Origin of the sequence: Brevibacillus sp. MCWH, from assembly GCF_013096935.1 — a bacterium.
Taxonomy (GTDB): domain Bacteria; phylum Bacillota; class Bacilli; order Brevibacillales; family Brevibacillaceae; genus Brevibacillus; species Brevibacillus aydinogluensis.
The window spans coordinates 77459-98102 of sequence record NZ_SDLF01000001.1; the positions used below are offsets into that span (position 1 = coordinate 77459).

Annotated in this window: 17 protein-coding genes; 10 read left to right on the forward strand and 7 right to left on the reverse strand. The window is 55.9% G+C overall.

Features of this window, described 5'->3' with window-relative positions:
* Positions 1 to 97: 97 nt before the first annotated feature.
* From ETC00_RS00390 to ETC00_RS00400, 3 genes are read left to right on the forward strand one after another with little or no spacing between them, the layout of a single operon-like run.
* Entirely contained in the window at positions 98 to 2170 is a 2073-nt protein-coding gene (locus ETC00_RS00390) for a BglG family transcription antiterminator (RefSeq protein WP_171563953.1), read from the forward strand.
* A complete protein-coding gene (locus ETC00_RS00395; RefSeq protein WP_171563954.1) occupies positions 2167 to 2442 on the forward strand; it encodes a PTS sugar transporter subunit IIB in 276 nt (91 codons plus the stop codon). The genes ETC00_RS00390 and ETC00_RS00395 overlap by 4 nt, the downstream gene beginning before the upstream one ends.
* A 7-nt stretch (positions 2443 to 2449) precedes the next feature.
* Complete coding sequence (locus ETC00_RS00400; RefSeq protein WP_171563955.1) at positions 2450 to 3712, forward strand: PTS ascorbate transporter subunit IIC; 1263 nt, start codon at positions 2450 to 2452, stop codon at positions 3710 to 3712.
* Positions 3713 to 3791: 79 nt separating this feature from the next.
* Here ETC00_RS00400 and ETC00_RS00405 read toward each other — a convergent pair whose 3' ends face one another.
* Together ETC00_RS00405 and ETC00_RS00410 are read right to left on the reverse strand one after the other, a co-directional pair.
* On the reverse strand, positions 3792 to 4253 hold the full coding sequence (locus tag ETC00_RS00405) for a hypothetical protein (protein ID WP_171563956.1): 462 nt from the start codon (positions 4251 to 4253) through the stop codon (positions 3792 to 3794).
* Positions 4250 to 4471 (reverse strand): hypothetical protein, encoded by a 222-nt coding sequence (locus ETC00_RS00410; RefSeq protein WP_171563882.1) that lies wholly within the window; start codon positions 4469 to 4471, stop codon positions 4250 to 4252. Before ETC00_RS00410 ends, ETC00_RS00405 begins: the two co-directional genes overlap by 4 nt.
* A gap of 17 nt (positions 4472 to 4488) precedes the next feature.
* Between ETC00_RS00410 and ETC00_RS00415 the strand changes: the two genes are divergently transcribed.
* The 5 genes from ETC00_RS00415 (at position 4489) to ETC00_RS00435 (ending at position 11764) form a co-directional block, all read left to right on the forward strand.
* Complete coding sequence (locus ETC00_RS00415) at positions 4489 to 5493, forward strand: FecCD family ABC transporter permease (protein WP_371808863.1); 1005 nt, start codon at positions 4489 to 4491, stop codon at positions 5491 to 5493.
* Positions 5490 to 6515, forward strand: a complete 1026-nt coding sequence (locus ETC00_RS00420) for a FecCD family ABC transporter permease (RefSeq protein WP_171563958.1) — start codon at positions 5490 to 5492, stop codon at positions 6513 to 6515. The genes ETC00_RS00415 and ETC00_RS00420 overlap by 4 nt, the downstream gene beginning before the upstream one ends.
* 21 nt (positions 6516 to 6536) lie before the next feature.
* Positions 6537 to 7361 (forward strand): ABC transporter ATP-binding protein, encoded by an 825-nt coding sequence (locus ETC00_RS00425; protein WP_171563959.1) that lies wholly within the window; start codon positions 6537 to 6539, stop codon positions 7359 to 7361.
* 528 nt (positions 7362 to 7889) lie between these two features.
* Positions 7890 to 9653 (forward strand): ABC transporter ATP-binding protein, encoded by a 1764-nt coding sequence (locus ETC00_RS00430; protein ID WP_171563960.1) that lies wholly within the window; start codon positions 7890 to 7892, stop codon positions 9651 to 9653.
* A 2-nt stretch (positions 9654 to 9655) separates the two neighbouring features.
* Complete coding sequence (locus ETC00_RS00435) at positions 9656 to 11764, forward strand: ABC transporter ATP-binding protein (RefSeq protein WP_171564191.1); 2109 nt, start codon at positions 9656 to 9658, stop codon at positions 11762 to 11764.
* Positions 11765 to 11806: 42 nt separating this feature from the next.
* On the opposite strand, the gene ETC00_RS00440 is transcribed toward ETC00_RS00435, so the two are convergent.
* Positions 11807 to 11986: a small acid-soluble spore protein H gene (locus ETC00_RS00440; RefSeq protein ID WP_171563961.1), complete on the reverse strand. Its 180-nt coding sequence runs from the start codon at positions 11984 to 11986 to the stop codon at positions 11807 to 11809.
* Positions 11987 to 12154: 168 nt separating this feature from the next.
* On the opposite strand from ETC00_RS00440, the gene ETC00_RS00445 reads away from it, so the two are divergent.
* Positions 12155 to 13516, forward strand: a complete 1362-nt coding sequence (locus ETC00_RS00445; RefSeq protein WP_171563962.1) for an MATE family efflux transporter — start codon at positions 12155 to 12157, stop codon at positions 13514 to 13516.
* A 62-nt stretch (positions 13517 to 13578) separates the two neighbouring features.
* Here ETC00_RS00445 and lplT read toward each other — a convergent pair whose 3' ends face one another.
* The 4 genes from lplT to ETC00_RS00465 form a co-directional block, all read right to left on the reverse strand.
* Positions 13579 to 14796 carry a lysophospholipid transporter LplT gene (lplT, locus tag ETC00_RS00450; RefSeq protein WP_171563963.1) on the reverse strand — a complete coding sequence of 406 codons (1218 nt, stop codon included), beginning with the start codon at positions 14794 to 14796 and terminating at the stop codon, positions 13579 to 13581.
* Positions 14793 to 16907 (reverse strand): AMP-binding protein, encoded by a 2115-nt coding sequence (locus tag ETC00_RS00455; RefSeq protein WP_171563964.1) that lies wholly within the window; start codon positions 16905 to 16907, stop codon positions 14793 to 14795. The genes lplT and ETC00_RS00455 overlap by 4 nt, the downstream gene beginning before the upstream one ends.
* Positions 16908 to 17035: 128 nt before the next feature.
* Positions 17036 to 17674 carry a response regulator gene (locus ETC00_RS00460; RefSeq protein WP_171563965.1) on the reverse strand — a complete coding sequence of 213 codons (639 nt, stop codon included), beginning with the start codon at positions 17672 to 17674 and terminating at the stop codon, positions 17036 to 17038.
* Positions 17675 to 17687: 13 nt separating this feature from the next.
* A complete protein-coding gene (locus ETC00_RS00465; RefSeq protein ID WP_171563966.1) occupies positions 17688 to 19076 on the reverse strand; it encodes a sensor histidine kinase in 1389 nt (462 codons plus the stop codon).
* Between the two features lie 156 nt (positions 19077 to 19232).
* Between ETC00_RS00465 and fumC the strand changes: the two genes are divergently transcribed.
* Positions 19233 to 20621, forward strand: coding sequence for a class II fumarate hydratase (gene fumC, locus ETC00_RS00470; protein ID WP_171563967.1), 1389 nt, complete (start codon positions 19233 to 19235; stop codon positions 20619 to 20621).
* Positions 20622 to 20644: the final 23 nt, after the last annotated feature.

Consider the following 20644-nt stretch of genomic DNA (forward strand, 5'->3'; position numbering starts at 1 on the left):
GTACAAGCAGATTTGATGTAAAGTAGAACCATAGAGACGTACAATCAATCAGTAAGTGCAGCAATTTGTGCATGATTTTGTGCTAAAGGTGGCCGCCATGTTAGACAAAAGAACGATGCAAATGTTGCAACTTCTTGTGCAGTCTCGTCATTCCCTGTCCGTCAAGGAATTGATGGAGCATTTCTCGATCTCGCGACGAACGTTGTACTACGACATCCATAAAATCAATGAATGGCTTACAGAAGCAGGTCTGCCGCGAGTCCAGTACATCTATGCAAAAGGCTACTATTTGGATGAAAGCAGCAGACAGGCAGCAGCCCGGATCATCGGGGACAAGAAGCCGAATGTGTATGCCCTGCGACCGGAAGACAGGCAAATCTATTTGCTGTTGTATATACTTCTGGCAAATCAACGCATTACCACGCACGAGTGCATGGAGAAGACAGGTGTCAGCCGCAATACGATTCTGAACGATCTCAAAAAGGTCAGAGCAGAAGTGAAAAAGCACGGTTTGCGCCTCTCGTACTCCTACGCTTGCGGGTATAAAATTTCCGGCGATGAATTGACGATTCGCAATCTGATCAGTCACCATGTTCATTCCCTGCTGCATGAAGGTCAAGACTTGCTTTTGCAGGATCTCCATGAGGACGATCCCGACGTCCCGATTCCCGACATCATCATGCAGTGGTTGAACGATTGCGAAAAGCATTTGCAGGTCCAGTTTGCCGAAGATACGGTGAAGTCACTTAGCTACCTTTTTACGTATTGCGTGCAGCGGGTGATGGGCGGAAATGCGATTGCTTTTCCGCAGAGGCGGATCAAGCGCATCATGGATACTATACATTACCAGGTTGTGCAGACTTTGGAGAAGGTCTTGCCGCTGCGGCTCCCGCAGGATGAAAAGTGTTATCTGGCCACACTGCTGTTAAGCGCAAAGGTGCACCGCTTCGGGAAATTGGCGGAAGCGTATGAAATTCCCGCGTTAAGACAGGCGATTACCGATATGGTTGATCTGTTTGAGATGCGGGCTTGTGTTGTATTTGATCAGCGTGTTCAGTTGGAACACAATTTGTATATTCACCTGCAGCCAGCCTATTATCGGTTTCTTTACGACATGGACGTCACCAACCCGTTGAAGGACGTGATCCTGCGCCAATACCGTGATATTTACGAACTTACGAAAAAAAGCATTTCCCCCTTGGAGAAGTTGGTCGGCAAATCCATCAGCGAAGATGAGATTGCCTATATCACGGTCCATTTTGGGGGATGGATGCGCCGGCAAGGTATCGCCGCAACCACCCTGAGGCGGGTGCTGCTGGTATGCGCAAACGGGGTCGGCACGTCGCGCATACTGGTACAGCAGTTGGACGGGTTGTTTTCCAACATCGATCTGCTCGGGCCGATCACTCTCAGGGAGTATGATGACTTTCGGGGAGACGTGGATTTGGTTGTGTCCACAACCAAAATTGCGAACCCGCGTCATCGGATCATCTTGGTGAACCCGATCTTAACAGATCGCGACAAGTTGCAGTTACTAAATGAGATGGAAGCGGTTACCCATCGTGCGCCCTCGCATATAACGGCGCAAACGATCGTCGATATTGTGAAAAAATATGCGGTCGTGGAAAACGAAGAACAGTTGGCAGAGGAAATCAGGCAAGTACTGCACCAGCAGAAACAGATCATGAGGGAGAGAAAGCCGATGCTCGACGAGTTGTTGCAAGAAGAATACATCCAGCTAAAAGACTCCGTGAGCGATTGGAAGGAAGCGATTCGTCTGGCAGCCGAGCCGCTCCTGAAAAGCCAGTCCATCACAGAAGCGTATGTGCAAGCGATGATTGCCAATGTAGAAGAAAATGGTCCCTATATCGTGATCGCACCCAGGGTGGCGCTGCCGCACGCGAGACCGGAGCAGGGGGTAAATCGAATCGGCATGAGTCTGCTTCGGTTGAAACAGCCGGTTTCATTTTCAAACACGCAGGAGCGTGATGCACAGCTCATCATCGTCCTGGCTGCCGTCGATAATGAGACCCATCTCAAAGCATTGGCCCAACTGTCGATGATGCTGTCGGAAGAAGACAATATCGACAGGATCATTGGTGCGCAAGACAAGGAAACCATTCTTCACTATATCTCAAAGTATTCCAACAACAGGGGGACAGAAGCATGACAAAGATTCTGGTTGTATGCGGAAATGGATTGGGCAGCAGCTTTATCGTGGAGATGAATGTAAAGAAAATTCTGGGGGAAATGGGCATTCAGGCGGAAGTATCCCATACCGATCTGGCTACGAGCAAAACGGAACAGGCTGATGTGTATATGGGTTCAAAAGATATTGTCAGTCAATTGGAAAACGGCAAACGTTACGTGATTGGCCTGAAAAACATTTTGGACCAGAACGAAATCAAGGAAGCTTTACAACAATACTTCGCAAAGGAATGATGTATGGATGCTCGACTTGATCATGAAAGACATCCTGGGCTCACCGTCCATATTGGTAGGCTTGTTTGCCCTGATCGGGTTGCTGCTGCAGCGTAAAGGCGTGGCAGACGTCGTATCGGGAACCTTGAAAACCGTCATGGGCTTTTTGATCCTGTCAGGCGGTGCAGGAATCTTGGTTGGTGCACTGGGTTCTTTCGGGAGTATGTTTGACGAAGCGTTTCACATCCAGGGGGTTATTCCCAACAATGAGGCTATCGTAGCCCTGGCGCAGCAAACATTTGGCGCGGAAACGGCGTTGATCATGCTGTTTGGGATGATCGTCAACATCTTGCTTGCCCGCTTGACTCCTTTTAAATACATATTCTTAACCGGTCATCATACCATGTTTATGGCTTGTCTGATTGCCGTCATTTTATCTACGGGCGGTGTCAAAGGAGTCCCGTTGGTGGTCATTGGATCGCTGATTCTTGGCTCCGTGATGGTCCTGTCTCCTGCCATGCTGCAGCCGTTTATGCGGAAAATCACGGGGAACAATGACATTGCGATGGGGCACTTCGGTTCCATTGGTTACCTGGTGGCAGGCTATATCGGAAAAGTCGTCGGGAACCCGGAAAAATCGACAGAAGATATCAAAGTGCCAAAATCGCTCGGTTTCTTGCGGGATACATCGGTGTCCGTCTCGTTAACCATGACGGTCCTGTTTGTCGTCGTGGCCATTGCAGCGGGGCCTGCTTTTGTGGAAGAGAATTTGAGCGCTGGCCAGAATTATGTGGTGTATGCCATCATGCAGGCGATTACGTTTGCAGCAGGTGTGTACATTGTCATGGCAGGGGTGCGGATTTTGCTCGCGGAAATTGTGCCCGCATTTAAAGGGATCGCGGAAAAACTGGTGCCCAATGCCATTCCGGCACTGGATTGCCCAACGGTCTTTCCGTTCGCATCCAATGCGGTTGTCATCGGATTTTTCGTAAGCTTTATTGCGGGACTGATCTCCATGTTCCTGCTGCCCCTGTTCGGATTGAAAATCATTGTGCCGGGTCTTGTCCCGCACTTCTTTACAGGGGCTGCGGCCGGCGTGTTTGGCAATGCGACAGGCGGACGGCGCGGCGCCATCGCCGGGGCATTCGTCAACGGCCTCTTGATCAGCTTTTTGCCGGCGATGCTGCTGCCGGTGCTCGGCTCGCTGGGGGTTGAAGGAACCACGTTTGGTGATGCCGACTTCGGGTTTGTCGGGATTATCCTGGGCAAAGTAATGGCTCTGTTCAATTAATAAGATTTGACAAAACCCCTTTCCACCGTATGGAAGCGAACGTACGGCGGGAAGGGGTTTTCCATTCTGCTGATGCTCTCTAGTCTTGGGAGAAGAAGGTGAAGTTCAGTTCATCTGGCGAATGAGAGGTGATTGCTGATAGAAGCGTTTTTGTTACGTGTTCCACACGTTGATTTTCATAGAATTCAATATTCCAACTGCAATGGGCTTGTGCCACGTGAGACAGAAACACACCAATGATGGAACAGAGCTCATCTTTTTCCGCAGCATCAAGTGAATGCGGTGTTACAATATGGCATTTGATGTGGTTCTCTCGACTCTCTATGTCTTCATTCAGGTATGGATAATCCTCTTGAGAAGGGGGTCTGCGCAGATCCATAATCATTAATCTGCAGCGCTTCTCGTTGATTGTCAGGTCCCAGGCTTCTGCATCCTTGAATCGAAACACGCGCTCCATATCCCAGAAATTCACGATTGTGCATTCCGCCCCTTTCAATGAGTCCGTACAAATCGTACTCTCCTCTGAAATTAACCTTTTCATTCGGCATGGCTCCAGTTGAGTAAACCATACGGCTTCACCCGTGCGAGATCCTCCAAGGGTCTCGCTGTATTTTTTTCGGAAAGAAAGGTACTGGCAAGTAACGGCTTGATTATTGACAGATGCAAATGAAAACCATTATCATTAACCTGTCTAAATGTGGCAGCGACAATCATGATTACGGAATGAATGGAAGTGGGTTTCACAAATGTCAGCAGCATCCAAACCAAAACCCCCCATGCAAACTCGGCCCGTTTTGGCTTTGTTCATTCTCTTCGCCGGGTTGATACTGCTTGTGCTTGGTTTGACCCTTTCGATTTCCGTTGGGACAGCTGACATTCACCTGCTGACAGTATGGGAAGCGCTCTTTCATTTTCAGTCAGATGTGACACAGCACCAAATCATTCAGGAGTTGCGATTGCCTCGGGCGTTGTGCGGAGCGCTGGTTGGCGCCGGTTTTGCCGTGGCGGGCGCGATCATGCAGGGGATGACCCGCAACCCGTTGGCAGACCCCGGCCTTCTCGGCGTGAATGCCGGTTCGGGCTTCGTGTTGGCGCTTTGTTTTGCATTGTGGCCCAGCCTGCCTTTTCCGTACGTGATCCTGTTCTCCTTCCTCGGCGCCGGTCTGGGGGCGGGGCTGGTGTATGGGATCGGTTCCCTGGCCAAAGGAGGATTGACTCCGGTCAGGCTGGCTTTGGCTGGCGCAGCCGTCAGCGCCCTGCTCGTGGCCCTCAGCGAAGGCGTGGCGATCTACTACCAGGTGGGGCAGGAACTGGCCTACTGGTACGCAGGCGGCGTAGCGGGAGCCACGTGGCTTCACATCAGGATCATGTTCCCGTGGATTGTGGCTGGTTTGGTCGCGGCCCTGATGCTTTCCCGTTCCATCACGGTGTTTAGTCTGGGAGAAGAAATGGCAGCCGGTTTGGGGCAGCGAACAGGTCGCGTCAAGCTCGCCGGTGCCGTGATCGTTTTAATCCTGGCGGGGGCGGCGGTGTCTACGGTCGGCATGATTGGCTTTATCGGTTTGGTTATCCCGCATGTGGCTCGTTTTTTGGTAGGCGTAGACTACCGGTGGATCATTCCGTGCTCTGCCGTGCTAGGCAGTGTGCTCATGGTGTTTGCCGATATTGGCGCGAGAATGATCAATCCGCCTTACGAAACGCCGGTAGGCGCCCTGATTGCCCTGCTCGGCGTGCCCTTTTTCCTCTGCTTGGCCCGCAGGGAAAGGAGGGAATTGGGATGAAAGCGATGGCAGGGTCCGTGGAAAACCGGCGAAAAATCCGCGCAGCCAAGGTTATGGCCGTGCTGGGCGTATTGATGTTTGCGTCGTTTTTCATCAGCATGAACACGGGGTTTATCAAACTCTCGCCGTGGGATGTCATGAAGACGCTGGCAGGCGCAGGCACCGAGAAACAGGAGCTTGTCTTGTTTGACTTTCGGCTGCCTCGTATCGTTCTTTCTGTGCTGGTGGGAGCGGGGTTGGCTGTCTCCGGGGCGATATTGCAGGGCGTTTCCCGGAATGCACTGGCTGATCCGGGCTTGTTGGGAATCAGCGCAGGGGCAGGCCTCGCGGTGATCCTGGTTATTTCCTTTTATCCGATGACGGAAGGCGCGCCTGTTTACCTGCTGCCGTTGTGTGCATTTGCAGGCGCTTCCCTGACTGCCGCACTCATCTACTCCCTGGCCTTCCGAAAGGGACAGGGCGTTGCGCCGACGCGGCTCATTCTGGTGGGGATTGCCGTTTCTGCGGGCATTAGCGCCGCCATGATCGTGCTTACGATCAAGCTGAATCCCGAAAAATTTCAGTTTGTTTCCGTGTGGCTGGCGGGCAGTATCTGGGGAGCGAACTGGCACTTTGTCCTGGCTTTGCTGCCCTGGCTCATCATCCTGCTTCCCTATGTCATGGTGAAAGCGCGGGTAATGGATATCCTGCGCTTGGGAGAACCGCTCGCGATTGGTCTTGGCACGTCCACGGAACGGGAACGGATCAGACTGCTTGCCGCAGCGGTCGGGTTAGCGGGCGCAAGCGTGTCGGTCGGAGGCGGCATCGGCTTTGTCGGTCTGATTGCGCCTCACCTGGCGCGGCGGCTGGTCGGTCCCCATCACCAGTATCTGATTCCTGCTTCCGCACTGACGGGAGGACTGCTGTTAATCGTGGCGGACACACTGGCTCGCTGGATTCTGCAGCCCTCGGAGATTCCCGTCGGCATTGTCGTGGCCGTTATTGGCGCACCGTACTTCATCTATTTGCTGATGAAGACCTGATGAATGGAGGCGTAAGTGTTTATGGGACGTCTGTATGCACAGCAGGTAGATATCGCCTATGGTGATCGCATCATTGTGGAACAGTTGAATCTGAGCATTCCCACGGGGAAAATCACGGCCCTGGTGGGTGCCAACGGTTCCGGGAAGTCTACGATCCTCAAGACGCTGGCGCGGATCATGAAGCCGAAAAACGGGGCTGTTTTCCTCGACGGCAAAGCGATTCACAGCCAGTCGACCAGGGAAGTGGCCAAACAGCTTGCCATTTTGCCGCAAAATCCAACGGCCCCCGACGGGCTTACCGTCTCCGAACTGGTTGGCTACGGGCGGTTTCCTCACCAGAGAGGATTGGGTTCGTTGACGCAGGAGGACAAGCGAATCATACAGTGGGCGATTGAGGTCACCGGCATCGTGGATTTTCATGACCGTCCGGTCGAACAACTGTCCGGCGGGCAGCGGCAGCGGGCATGGATCGCCATGGCGCTGGCCCAGCAGACCGATTTCTTGTTTCTCGATGAGCCGACGACGTTCCTGGACATGGCTCACCAGCTGGAAGTGCTCGAACTGCTGCACAAGCTGAATCAAGAGGAACAGCGCACGATTGTCATGGTGGTGCATGACCTGAACCATGCGGCGCGTTACGCCCAGCACATGATCGCGATCAAAAAGGGCAAGGTCGTATGCGAAGGCGCCCCCGATCAGGTGATGACGCATGACGTGCTGCGTGAAGTATTCGGGATCGAAGCGGATATTGTGCCCGACCCGCGAACAGGGGTGCCGCTGTGTCTGCCGTATGGGTTGGCGCATGCAGCGGTTGAACGAGCCCGTACGCATGAAAAAGGGGCATGAACCTGATTTTCAATCAAAACGAACACGGTACAAGCGACGGAGAACGGTTGGTCGCACCGTGTTTTTCTTTTTTGCTGCGGCTTGCCAGAACAGATGGTTCTGTCAAATGCTGACATCGGAAGGATCGGCGTTCACGCATTAACCGTCTGACGGCTTCCCCTGGACGAACCAGGGAGGACAGTGGCGATGGCCCGTCGCGGGAAAAGGAATTGACAGTGGTATCCATTCATGTTACCGTACCAGTATACGCAACGATAAAATTTTCTGAAAAGGAGGGGTGTCTGTCATGATCCGGAATTGGATTTCGTTTGATGCCGGTCACAATTCCATAGCTCATGATGTGACCTCCCTTCTGACGCCAAGAGCAGTACAGTGCACACGTATCATTTTTGCTGCATATGCGTAAGCAGGCGCAGGTCACGCACCCTCGTGGCATGCGATTTTCTTAACTTCAATCGTTGTGACAAGCACACCGCTCCCGAGTGGTGTGCTTTTTCGTCTTGACATGAGAAGAGGAGGGGAAACCACATGCTGTCGGTCATACAAAAGCTGGGATGGTTTTTCAGGCGCGAGTGGAAACGGTATACGCTTGCCGTGTCGCTGCTCATCTTTGCCGGCATCCTGGAGGTGATGCCGCCGATGATGGTGGGCCGTTCGATTGACGCCATTCAGCACGGGACGCTGACGTGGGCAGGGTTGACACGGACGCTGATCTTGCTGGGTGTAATCGCAGTGGCTGTTTACCTGATCACCTACGTATGGATGTATCATCTGTTTGGAGGGGCCTTTGTGGTGGAGCGGCTGATGCGGTCCCGGCTGATGCGCCATTTTCTCAAGATGAGCCCGCCCTTTTTTGAACGGAACCGTACAGGTGACTTGATGGCCCGGGCAACGAACGACCTGCAGGCGATTTCGCAGACGGCCGGCTTTGGGATTTTGACGTTCATTGACTCCACGGTGTGGATGGCGACGCTCCTGGTGACGATGGTTGCGTTTGTCTCCTGGAAGCTGACGCTGGCGGCTGTATTGCCGATGCCGATCATGGCGGTGCTGATCAGTTTTTACGGGAAATGGATGCATGCGCGGTTTACGGCGGCGCAGGATGCGTTTGGCGAGATGAATGACGGCGTACTGGAGACGATCTCGGGCATTCGCGTAATCCGGGCGTACGTGCAGGAGCGGGCGGCAGAGAGGCATTTTGCCGATGTGACCCGGAACGTGCTGGAGAAGAATCTGGCCGTGGCCAGGATCGACGCCCTGTTCGAGCCGACGATCAAGATATTTGTCGGGGCCAGTTACCTGATCGGGCTTGGGTACGGGGCCTCCCTGGTCTTTCACAACGAATTGACGATCGGCGGTCTGGTGGCCTTCAACGTTTACCTGGGCATGCTGATTTGGCCGATGTTCGCGATCGGCGAGATGATTAACATCATGCAGCGCGGCAATGCCTCTCTGGACCGGGTCAGTGAGACGCTCAACTGTCCTCCTGACGTTCCCGAACCAAAGGAGACGATCGCGGTGGAACGTCCCGAACGAATCGAATTTAAGCACGTGACATTTCGGTATCCGACGTCTGCCGTCAACAATTTGGAGGACGTGACCTTTACCCTGGAAAAAGGACAGACGCTGGGGCTGGTGGGACGCACCGGCAGCGGCAAAACGACGCTCATCAAGCAATTGCTGCGGGAATATCCGCCGGGAGAAGGATTCATCACCATCTCCGGCATCCCGATCGAGCGGATTGACATGGATCAGCTGAAATCGTGGTACGGGTATGTGCCGCAGGAGCAGTTTTTGTTCTCAAGATCGGTGAGAAACAATATTCTTTTTGGCAGTGGCGGTGCGACAGCGGAGCAGTTGGACGAGGCGATCGCGGCGTCGGCGTTTCAAAAGGACTTGGCTTACCTGCCGCACGGGTTGGAAACGCTTGTCGGGGAAAAAGGCGTCGCGCTCTCGGGCGGACAGAAACAGCGGGTCTCCATCGCACGGGCGCTGATTGCCGATCCGCCCATTCTCATCCTGGACGATGCGATGTCGGCGGTGGACGCGCGGACAGAGGCGGAGATCATCGCCAACATCCGCCGGGCGCGTGCCGGCAAAACCACGATCATCGCGGCGCACCGGCTCTCCGCTGTTCAACACGCCGATCTCATCCTGGTGCTCGACGAAGGGCGGATTGTGGAGCGGGGGACGCACGATCAGCTTATGAAACAAGACGGCTGGTACAAAGAGCAGTTTGAACGCCAGCAGGTGGAAGCAATACTGACCGGAAGCAGGGTGAACCAAACGTGAGTATGGAGAGGGAAACGTTTGATTTGGAGATGGACCGGACTGCTGGCAGCCTGGCCAAAACAGGCAGGCGGCTGATGCGATACGCACTGCATTTCAAGACCTCGCTGATCCTGGCGCTGCTCATGCTCGCCGTGGCCGTGGGCACGGATCTGGCCGGGCCGCTGATCGCCAAGCGGATGATCGATGTGCACATTTCCGGCATCGAGCAGCCCTGGTACGAGACGAAAGCGGAAGGGGCGTATGCGGTCGCGTACGGCGAAAAGCTGTACAAACGGGCGGACCGCTTTGCAGCAGACGAGCCGCGCGGTGCGGAGGTCAGGGTCCTGCAGGTGAACCGGGACTACTATTTTGTCGAAAGCCCGCTTGCTTTTGACGGTGATCGATCCATCACGGAAGACGGGCGCTTGCTGATTACAAATGGGGAGCAAAGGCAGACCTACGAAGCACGCAGGCTGACAGCCGGGGAGATGTACATGTTTTTCCGACCGGAGATGAACGGGCTGCTTCACCTCTGCCAGATCTATTTCGGGTTGGTCGTCTTGTCAGCGCTGTTCAGCTACGGTCAGCGATACCTGCTGCAGGCCACGGCCAACCGCATCATCCGCAAAATGCGGACGGACGTGTTTGCTCACATTCACCGGCTGCCGATCCGCTATTTTGACAATCTGCCGGCGGGGAAGGTCGTGTCGCGGATCACCAACGACACCGAGTCAATACGAGAGCTGTACGTGTCGGTATTGGCCAACTTTTTCACCGGTTCAATTTACATGATCGGGGTGTTTGCTGCGCTATTCGTGCTGGATGTCCGGTTGGCGGCAATCTGCCTGTTCATCGTGCCCGTGCTGGCGGTGTGGATGTATGTCTACCGGCTGTATGCCAAGCGGTACAACCGTGTCATTCGCTCCACCCTCAGCGAAATCAACGCCATGATCAACGAATCGATCCAGGGCATTGCGGTGATTAAGGCGTTTCGCCGGGAAAAACAGACAGAGCGGGAGTTTGAGGAGCACAATACCCGCCACTTCACGTACCGCAACAAGCTGCTCAGCTTAAACGCCCTGACCGGCCACAATCTAGTCGGGTTGATTCGGACGATCGCCTTTGTGGCGCTGATCTGGTATTTTGGCGGCGTCTCCATCTCCGGAGTGGAGGGAGCGATCTCGCTTGGCGTGCTGTATGCGTTTGTCGATTATCTGAACCGGCTGTTTCAGCCGATTGTCGGCATTGTGAATCAGCTGCCCAACCTGGAGACCGCGCTTGTCTCCGCAGAGCGGGTATTCGTCTTGCTGGACGAGAAGGGCGAAGATGTCTCGGACGACAAGATGGAGCGGTTCAAGGGGAAAGTGACCTTCGAGGACGTCTGGTTTGCCTACAAGGATGACGAGTACGTGCTCAAGGGCATTTCGTTTGAGGCGATGCCGGGACAGACGGTGGCGCTGGTCGGACATACGGGGTCCGGGAAAAGCTCCATCCTAAACCTGCTTTTTCGTTTTTACGACGCTAGCCGCGGACGCATTGCCATCGACGATCGGGACATTCGCGAGATACCCCGTCAGACGCTGCGGGAGCACATGGGTATCGTACTGCAGGACCCGTTCCTGTTTACGGGAACGATCGCATCCAACGTGTCGCTCGGTGACCCTGCCATCTCCCGGGAGCGGGTGGAACAGGTGCTGAGCGAGATTGGAGCGGATCGCCTGCTTAAGCATTTGCCCAACGGCATCGACGAGCCCGTGGTGGAAAAAGGCAGCACCCTGTCGGCGGGACAGCGGCAGCTCATCTCGTTTGCCCGCGCGCTTGCATTTGATCCCGCCATCCTGATCCTGGACGAAGCCACCTCCAACATCGACACGGAGACAGAAGCGATTATTCAAGAGGCGCTGGACGTGGTGAAACAGGGGCGGACGACGTTTATCATCGCCCATCGGCTGTCGACGATCAAACATGCCGATCTGATTCTCGTCCTGGACCGGGGCGAAATCGTGGAGCGGGGAGACCACGAGACGCTGATGAAGCTGGGCGGCCGCTATTATCACATGTATCAGCTGCAGCAGGGAGAGCGGGTGTCATTGGGCGAGAAGACAGGGACACTGTCTCCGGGCACAGTGTAAAAAAACCTCCTTTATCAGGAGGTTTCTTGATCGTTTCTTGTCTTAGTGCTCGATCAGGCTATCCAACGGCACTGTCCGTTCTTTCTCCGGCTCACCCAGGGGATAGATGCGGGCCGTTTCGTTTTGCTCATCGACATGTTGGATGTAGACGGGAATGCCGTCGCAGGTCACGTTTGCCATGACGGGGGAAGCGGCAATTTCTTTTGCCCGTTGTACGTTCATCGTTTGCCCTCCTTGTCATTGTTTCCAGTGATATTGTGTGCTCGCGAAGTTATCCATATGCGGACGCAAACGAGATCACATGGTAGAATAGACGGAGCATCTCTTGGGTGAAAGCGGGACGAATCATTCACATTCGCTGTATTTGCCGTATTCGGAGGAGAACAAATCATGTATCAAACGCACACGCTCCAAGAAAAATTGCGTCAGTTCCTGTCCGTGCTGCTGCCGATTCTGGTCTCGCAGTTGGCCCTGTTTTCCATGACTTTTTTTGATACGATCATGTCCGGCCACGCCGGTCCCGTCGACCTGGCGGGCGTGGCGATCGGATCGAGCATCTGGGTCCCGATCCAGTCAGGGCTGACCGGCATCCTGCTGGCGGTGACGCCGATGGTGGCCCAACTGGTGGGGGCGATGCGGAAGGATCAGGTGCCGTTTACAGTCATACAGGCGCTCTATTTGTCCGTCGTGATCGGCGTCGCTGTCATCCTGTGCGGTGCGCTGGTTCTTGAGCCGATTTTGAACAGTATGAGCCTGGAGACGGACGTACGTGAGATTGCCAGGCGATACCTGATTGCGCTGTCGTTTGGCATCGTCCCCATGTTTGTCTACACGGTGCTGCGCTGTTTTATCGACGCGCTCGGCATGACGCGGGTGACGATGATCATTACGCTGATTTCCCTGCCAATCAACGTCGCGTTGAACTACCTGCTCATTTTCGGGAAGTTCGGTTTTCCCCGGCTCGGGGGCGTCGGTGCGGGGGTGGCATCGGCCATCACCTATTGGTGCATCACCCTGATCAGCTTGTACGTGGTGCATCGCGTCCAGCCGTTTACCGAATACAGGATGTTTTCGCGGATGTTCCGCGTGTCCTTGCCGGCGTGGAAAGAACTGCTCCGGCTGGGCGTGCCGATCGGCTTCTCGATCTTTTTCGAGGTGAGCATTTTTGCCGCCGTCACGCTGCTGATGAGCCAATTCAACACGGTCACGATCGCGGCGCACCAGGCGGCGATGAACTTCGCTTCGTTTATTTACATGGTGCCGCTGAGCATCTCCATGTCGCTCACGATCGTGGTCGGGTTTGAGGTGGGGGCCAAACGATTCCGGGACGCCCGCCAGTACAGCTTCCTGGGCATCGGCATCGCCCTGATGATGGCGAGTTTGTTCGCCGTCGGGCTGTTCCTGTTTAGCCAACAGGTGGCCGGTTTTTACACGACCGACCCGGACGTGCTTCAGCTTACACAGCATTTCTTGATGTACTCCATTTTGTTTCTCTTGTCGGACGCGGTGGCTGCACCGATCCAGGGCATTCTGCGCGGGTACAAGGACGTGACGGTCCCGTTCGTCGCCGCGCTTGTCTCCTACTGGGTGATTGGCCTGCCGCTGGGCTATCTCTTGGCCAACTACACCTCCCTGGCCGCGTTCGGGTATTGGATTGGCCTGATCGCCGGACTGGCCGCAGGCGCCGTGTTTTTGTTCGACCGGCTGCTCCTGATGCAGCGGCGGACGGTCAAATCCGACGCAGCTGCTTGAGCGGCTGCGGCAGTTCAACACAGCAAGAAGCCGTGACACGAAGCGCGTCACGGCTTTTTTCATCACAGGCCCGTCCTGCTTTCCACCCGGCCGCGGGCAAACTGCCTGGTCTGTGCGTAGAGATAGAGCAAAAAGATCAGCAGCAGGCCCCCCTGTGCTACGATTGCAGCGGATACGCTGGCGCCGAAGTAGACGATGACGTAGTAGATGCCGGAGCCGACCAGCATCAGGATGTTTTCGACGAAATTTTGGATCGCAATCGTCTGTCCTGTACCGACGACCTTTTTGCCTTCTTCCTGCAGCACGGTGTTCATCGGGACGATAAACACCCCGCCCATGAAGCCGACCATTAGCAGGAACAGGATGGCGATCGCCGTGACGTGAAACCAGGGGAACAGCAGAATCAACAGGAACATGCCGAATCCGTAGACAACTGAACGGTAGAACCGGTTCAGCGGGATCAGCCGGGGCGCGAGAAAAGCGCCAAAGATGATCCCGATCGAAGTGGTGGCCAGGATCAGCGAGACGGAAAAGCTCTCCGGATGGATGCCGAGCGCGGCGGGAATCCAGGCCAGCACCGCGACCCGCAGCACGGCTGAGATCATCCAGAACGCGCCGGTGCCGATCAGGGAGAAGCTGGTCTTAGGCCGTCCCATCAACTGACGAAAGTTGTGGAAGAACCGCCGCGCCTCCGTGCCGTAGCGAATCCGGGGATTGCCGTGGAGGCGCGGGATGAAAAACGTCAGCGCCACGGAACAGACGTACAGGACCATGCAGATCAGCGAGGAGATCAATGGGGGCGTCATTGAGGCGATCGCCCCTCCGCCGCCAATCCCGGTCAATATGGCGAAGATCGTGTACGCTTCGATTCGTGCGTTGGCGCGAAACAGCTCGTCTTCGCTATGCGTCAGCTCCGGCAGAATCCCGTACTTGGCCGGAGAGTAGACGACAGCGCCCACCCCGACCGTGAAGTAGCTGAGCATCAGCATCAGGATGCTGGCGTGGTCGGTCACCAGCAAGAGCAGGACGCCGAACGCCTTGATCAGGTTGCCGATCACCAGCACCACTGATTTGGGGTGCTTGTCGGCAAACGGTCCGACGACCGGGGCGAGGACGATGTACGGCAGGAAAAACGACATCGAGACAAGTGCGAGCATCGCGGGAGAAAAGCCGTTCTCCCGCAGCAGACTGGCGATCACGAACAAAATCATGTTGTCGGCAAATGCGGACAAAAACTGTGTGAAATACAGGGCTTGAAGCGGCTGCCATCTCGTCTTCACGACGCGTTCCTCCCTTGTTCGGCAAACTGTTTCAGCGTGACGTAATCGGTTTTGCCGCTGCCCAGAAGCGGCAGCTGCTTGATGACTTGCACGGCGGATGGCAGCAGCAGGGGAGAGAACTGCCTCTCCGCCAGGTACGCTCGCAGCCGGTCCATGCGCACGGATTCGTCCGTCGTGTACAGCACGATTCTTTCGCCCCTGCGCGGGTCGCTGACGGCAATGGCGGCCAGTTCGGAGTGGCCGAAACACTGGGCGGCCAATTCTTCCACCAGATTGAGCGAGACCATCTCGCCGGCGATTTTGGCGAAGCGCTTCAACCGCGACTGGATCGTGAGAAAGCCGTCGGCATCCTGTTCCACCAGATCGCCTGTCGGGTACCACTCGTCTGCCGGGACGAAGCCCTTGCCGTGGATCAGGTACCCTTTCATCACATTGGGCCCTTTGACCAGCAGATGACCGCCGCGGGCGATGCCCTCCACCGGCTCCAGACGGGATTGGATGCCAGGCAGCAGCCGTCCGACGGTGCCCGGCCTGTTGGCCAGCGGCGTATTGAGCGACAGGATCGGAGACGTCTCCGTCGCGCCGTAGCCTTCAAAAATCCGCACTCCGAATTTCTCCATCCACAATTGCCGTACATCCGGTTTCAGCTTCTCCGCACCGGCAAAGACGTAGCGGAGCGAATAGAAGTTGTAGGGATGGGCGGCTTTGCCGTACCCGGCCAGGAAGGTGGAAGTGCCGAACAGGATCGTCGCATTCTGGTCGTAGCACAGTTCGGAGATCACCTTGTAATGCAGCGGGCTGGGGTACAGGAAGACGGGGACCCCGGCGACGACAGGCAGCAGGGTGCCCGCTGTCAGCCCAAAGCTGTGAAACATCGGCAGCGCGTTGAAAATCTTGTCGCGGGCGGTGATGTCGATCACGCTGGTCACCTGTTTGATATTGGCGTACACATTGGTGTGTGTCAGGACAACGCCTTTCGGTTTGCTTTCGCTGCCGGAGGTGAACAGGATCAGTTCGTTGGCGCCTGCCTGCGACCGCTGGCGGGTCAGGTAGCGGTAAAGGGCAGTGAGCTTGTTGCCGGTGGTCGCGGAGGCTTTCACATCCTCCAGGTAGATGATCGCGACGCGCTCGGAAAGGCCCTGGATCAAATGCTCCAGTTTCCCTTTTTCGATAAACACGCGGGAGGTCAGGACGGTGTCGATGCCTGCCGTCTCGCAGCAGTCTACAAGCGACCGGATGCCGAGCGAGAAGTTCAGGATGGCGGGAGTGATCCCGACCCGGAACAGGGAGAGCAGGGTGACCAGATGACCGACCGAGTTGGGCAGGAGCACGCCGACGGACTGTTTGCCGGCCAGGAGCGTCTTCCACTTGTCGCCGAGCAGGTAGCTGGCGACCAGCAAGGTGCGATAGCTGACGGAGGTGGTCAGATCCTTGGCGATCACCTGCCGGGCACCGTGGATGCGGGATGCCTCCAGCGCCTCGTCGAACAGGTTGATGTCCTGCTTCATCCGCGCCTGGAACAGCTCAGTCTGCAGCGTGCGCAGGATAAAGTCACTGGCCGCTGCCTTTTGCTCGCGCATCGATTCGTGTTCGTTTTTTTGCAAGGTGAACGGCGTGCCGACAGTAATGGTCACTTTTGGGAACCAGGCGATCCGCACTTTGCCTTTCAGATAGGAGAAGACCGACCGTTCCAGCCCCTGGATGATGACGGGATAGACGGGAGCACCGGTGCGCATGGCCAGGTAGCCGACGCCGCTGTAGATTTTCATCAGGCCGCCGGTGGTGGTAATCCGACCTTCGGGGAAAATCACCAGCGATTCCCCGTTTTTGAGCACCCGCAGCATGTGACGGATCGAGTAGGGATTAAGCGGGTCGACTGTGACATGCTTGCGGAATCGGAGGAAAAATGAGAATCTTTTGGCAATTTCTGTGTTAGCGACAAATGTGGTGCTGGACGGCAAGACAAAGGCCAGCAGAACCGCGTCCAGGAGCGAGACGTGGTTGGGGATGATAATGCAAGGCCGCGAGACGTCCAGTTTGTCGAGGCCCCGGAAGCGGGGGCGGAACCAGAGAACCAGGATCCACTTGACCAAATGATACATGAGTGCCATTTCGGACCACACCTTTACGAAAAAATAAGTGCTGTTAGCTTTCATTCTAAGGAGTGGCCCCGGCAAAAAAAGTACCAACTTTCATTGGTACCTGGTCATAACACCTGCTGGGACATTGTGGAAACGCCTCAGATCATCTTTTTCTGTTTCGCTTTGGCGGCCGCTTCCTTGCTGGTTTTGACGCCCATTTTTTTTAAAATGCGGTTGATGTGATTTTTGATCGTCCGTCTGGTAATGTGCAGGGTTTGTTCAATCTGGGACTGGGTGCGGCCCTGGTCGATCAGCCGCAGGATGTCTTTCTCCGCCGGGGAGAGCAGCTTTTGGGCCTCATCCTGTTTCAAGCGCAGAAACTCGCTGCGCAATGCGGCGGCAGCGGTGGGGTGGATCGCCGATTGGCGGTGGTGGGCCGCCCGGATGGCATCGGGGATCTCGTCAAAGTTTGCCTTGCTGATGTAATTGACGGCTCCTGCGGAAAAGGACTCCACAATCACGTCCTGCGCCGTCAGGGACGTCAGCATGATGATGCAGCAGTCTTCCCGCATGTCGGCGAAGGCAAGTGCGGTGTCGATGCCGTCGAGATTGTTGTCGCTCAAATTGATGTCCATCAGGACCACGTCGGCTTCGCAGTTTTTAAAGTGCTCGATCGCCTCTTCCCTGGACCCGGCTTCGCCGACGACAGTGATGTCGTCCTGCCGGTTGAGATAATCAGCCAGGCCTGTTCGCCAGGCCGGGTCGTCTTCCACGAGAAACACGCGAATTTTTTCCATGGTTGTTTACCCCCTAGTGAGCCTCCGCTCTTCCGGCTCGCGCGACACGTCTGCGCGGGAAGAACAAAAACACGGTCGTACCTTGGTCCTTGACGCTGTATATCTCCATCATGCCCTGGTGCTTCTGCATTACGTTGTAGCAGTAGGACAGCCCCAGGCCGAAGTTTTGTCCGGTCTTCTTGGTGGAAAAAAACGGGTCAAACACGTAGGGCAGGTGCTCCTGGGCAATTCCCACGCCCGTGTCGGCCACCGCGATGACCAAATGTTTGTTGGACAAGAACAATTGCAGCGTGAGTGTGCCGCCCGCTTTCATCGCCTCCAGGGCATTCATGCAGAGGTTGGTGAGAATCTCCCGAAGCTGTACGCGATCACAAGTGAGCCGCAGTGTTTCGTCCAGCTCGGTGACGATCTGGACGTGCTGCTCGTCGGCACCAGGCTTTAGCGTGTGCAGCACCTGGGCAATCACTTCGCTGGGGTTCACCGTTTCCTCGCGCAGCACGATGTCCTGCAGTTGTCCCTGAATCCGGTTGGCCATATTTAATATATGCTGGGCCGATTGGGACAAAATCCGCGCGTCTTCCATCAGAGCCGGCTGGTTGGTCTCGGCGGCGCGGGTTTGGATCCGGTCGGCGTAGAGCAGAATTTTGCCCACTTCGTTCTTGATCGTGTGGTTGACGATCTGCGCCCCGGAGGTCATCGCCCGCAGCGTGCTGTCCAGGCGGCGCTTCTCCACGCGCAGTTTCACGCCGAGAAATCCATACTTTACGCTGATGAACAGTATCAGAAAAAACTGAATTCCAACGACCAGGGTGTTGTACCGCCAGGCGTCGTACAGGTTTTGCGTCCGCATCACGTAGATCAGGATGAACACGAGCAGCAGGGGAATGATGACGAGTATGTTGGTAAACAGACGGCTCTTTTTGACGAGCGGGTCTTTTTCCTTTAGGTACAGCAGCACGAGCATCAGACTCGCTGCGATGAAATAGGGAAAGACCCAGGCGACCATGATCCAGTAGTTAAACGCCAGCACCGGGTAGATCGGCGTGATCGCCCACATGACCAGCGGGGGCACGAGGGCGGCGTACTGAATCAGCCGCTTCGTCTTGCGCGTGAACCAATCACCGGAGTGGACGGCAAACATGAGGTACGTGTACGGCAGCCCCACCTGACAGAGAAAGGAGGCACTTCGGCTGGTGAACAGCAGCAAAGCTGCCAGTGCCGGATAGCGGGCCGCATAGTCCTGCAACAGGGGAAACAGCGTCTCGTCGATCACGGAGGAGAAAAAGCCGCCTCCCCCGACAAACGCTGTAGCGCTCCCCCAGCGGGCGTAAGTGCTTTTCGGATCGGTGAAGAGGACAAATAACCCGAAGGCCCAGATGGCAAACAAAATCAAGATCATCATTGCGAAAGTCTCCTGTCATTCGTCTATGCTTATTATACTGTAATGAAGTAGCGGGGGAGACGGAAGATTTCGGGCAGGCATGAAAGAGTAGAAACATGTGAAAAGGGGCGCGTTGGACATCATATACTGTGCATATTCCATAAAGGAGGAAGCGGCATGGCGTACAGAATCGAAAGGGATACCCTGGGAGAAATGAGAGTGCCTGCGGACAAACTGTGGGGGGCGCAGACGCAGCGCAGTTACCAGAACTTCCGAATCGGCACGGAACGGATGCCCCGGGAAATAATTCGGATGTTGGCCGTCTTGAAGAAAAGCGCTGCTTTGGTCAATCAGCGGCTGGGCAAACTGGACATCGAAAAGGCGAAGGCCATCGCGGCGGCGGCCGATGAGGTGCTGCAGGGGAGATGGGACGAGCATTTTCCCCTGGTGGTGTGGCAGACCGGCAGCGGCACGCAGTCCAACATGAACGTAAACGAAGTGATTGCCAACCGGGCCAACCAGCTGCTGGAGCAGCAGGGAAGTGCACTGCGGGTCCATCCCAATGACGATGTCAACATGTCGCAAAGCTCCAATGACACGTTTCCGACGGCGATGCACGTCGCCGCGCTGATTGCTGTCGAAGACCAGGTGCTGCCCGCCCTGGCCGCCCTTAAGGAAACGCTGCGCCAAAAGAGCGAGGCGTACCGGGACGTGATCAAGATTGGCCGCACCCATCTGCAGGATGCTACTCCGCTGACGTTGGGACAGGAGATCAGCGGCTGGCACCGCATGCTGGAAAAAAGCGAACGGATGATCACGGAGAGCGCGGAGTACCTCCGGGAGCTGGCGATCGGCGGTACGGCCGTCGGCACCGGCATCAACGCTCATCCCAGGTTCGGCGAAATGGTGGCGGAAGAGATCAGCAGGCTGACGGGGAAGCGATTTGTCTCTGCGGTCAACAAGTTCCACGCCTTGACCAGCCACGATGAGCTGGTTCATGTCCACGGCGCATTCAAGGCACTTGCCGCCGATTTGATGAAAATTGCCAATGACGTCAGATGGCTGGCCAGCGGTCCGCGCTCCGGCATCGGCGAGATCACGATTCCGGCCAATGAGCCGGGCAGTTCCATCATGCCCGGCAAGGTGAATCCGACGCAGAGCGAAGCGCTCACGATGGTCGTTTGCCAGGTGATGGGCAACGATGCGGCGATAGGGTTTGCCGCCAGCCAGGGGAACTTTGAACTGAACGTGTTCAAGCCGATGATCATATACAATTTCCTGCAATCGGCCCGGCTGCTGGCTGACGCCATGCGTTCGTTTTGCGACAACTGTGCAGTCGGCATCAAACCGAACCGGCCGGTGATCGAACGGAATCTGGAACGCTCGCTCATGCTGGTCACCGCGCTGAATCCGCACATCGGCTACGAAAAGGCGGCGACAATCGCAAAGCTGGCTCATCAGGAAGGGATCACGCTGCGGGAGGCGGCGGTTAAAAGCGGGCTGTTGTCGGCGGAGGAGTTCGACCGGATCGTTCGGCCGGAGAACATGATTCATCCGAAAGAATAGCAAGCAGGGGGCATTCCAGGTGC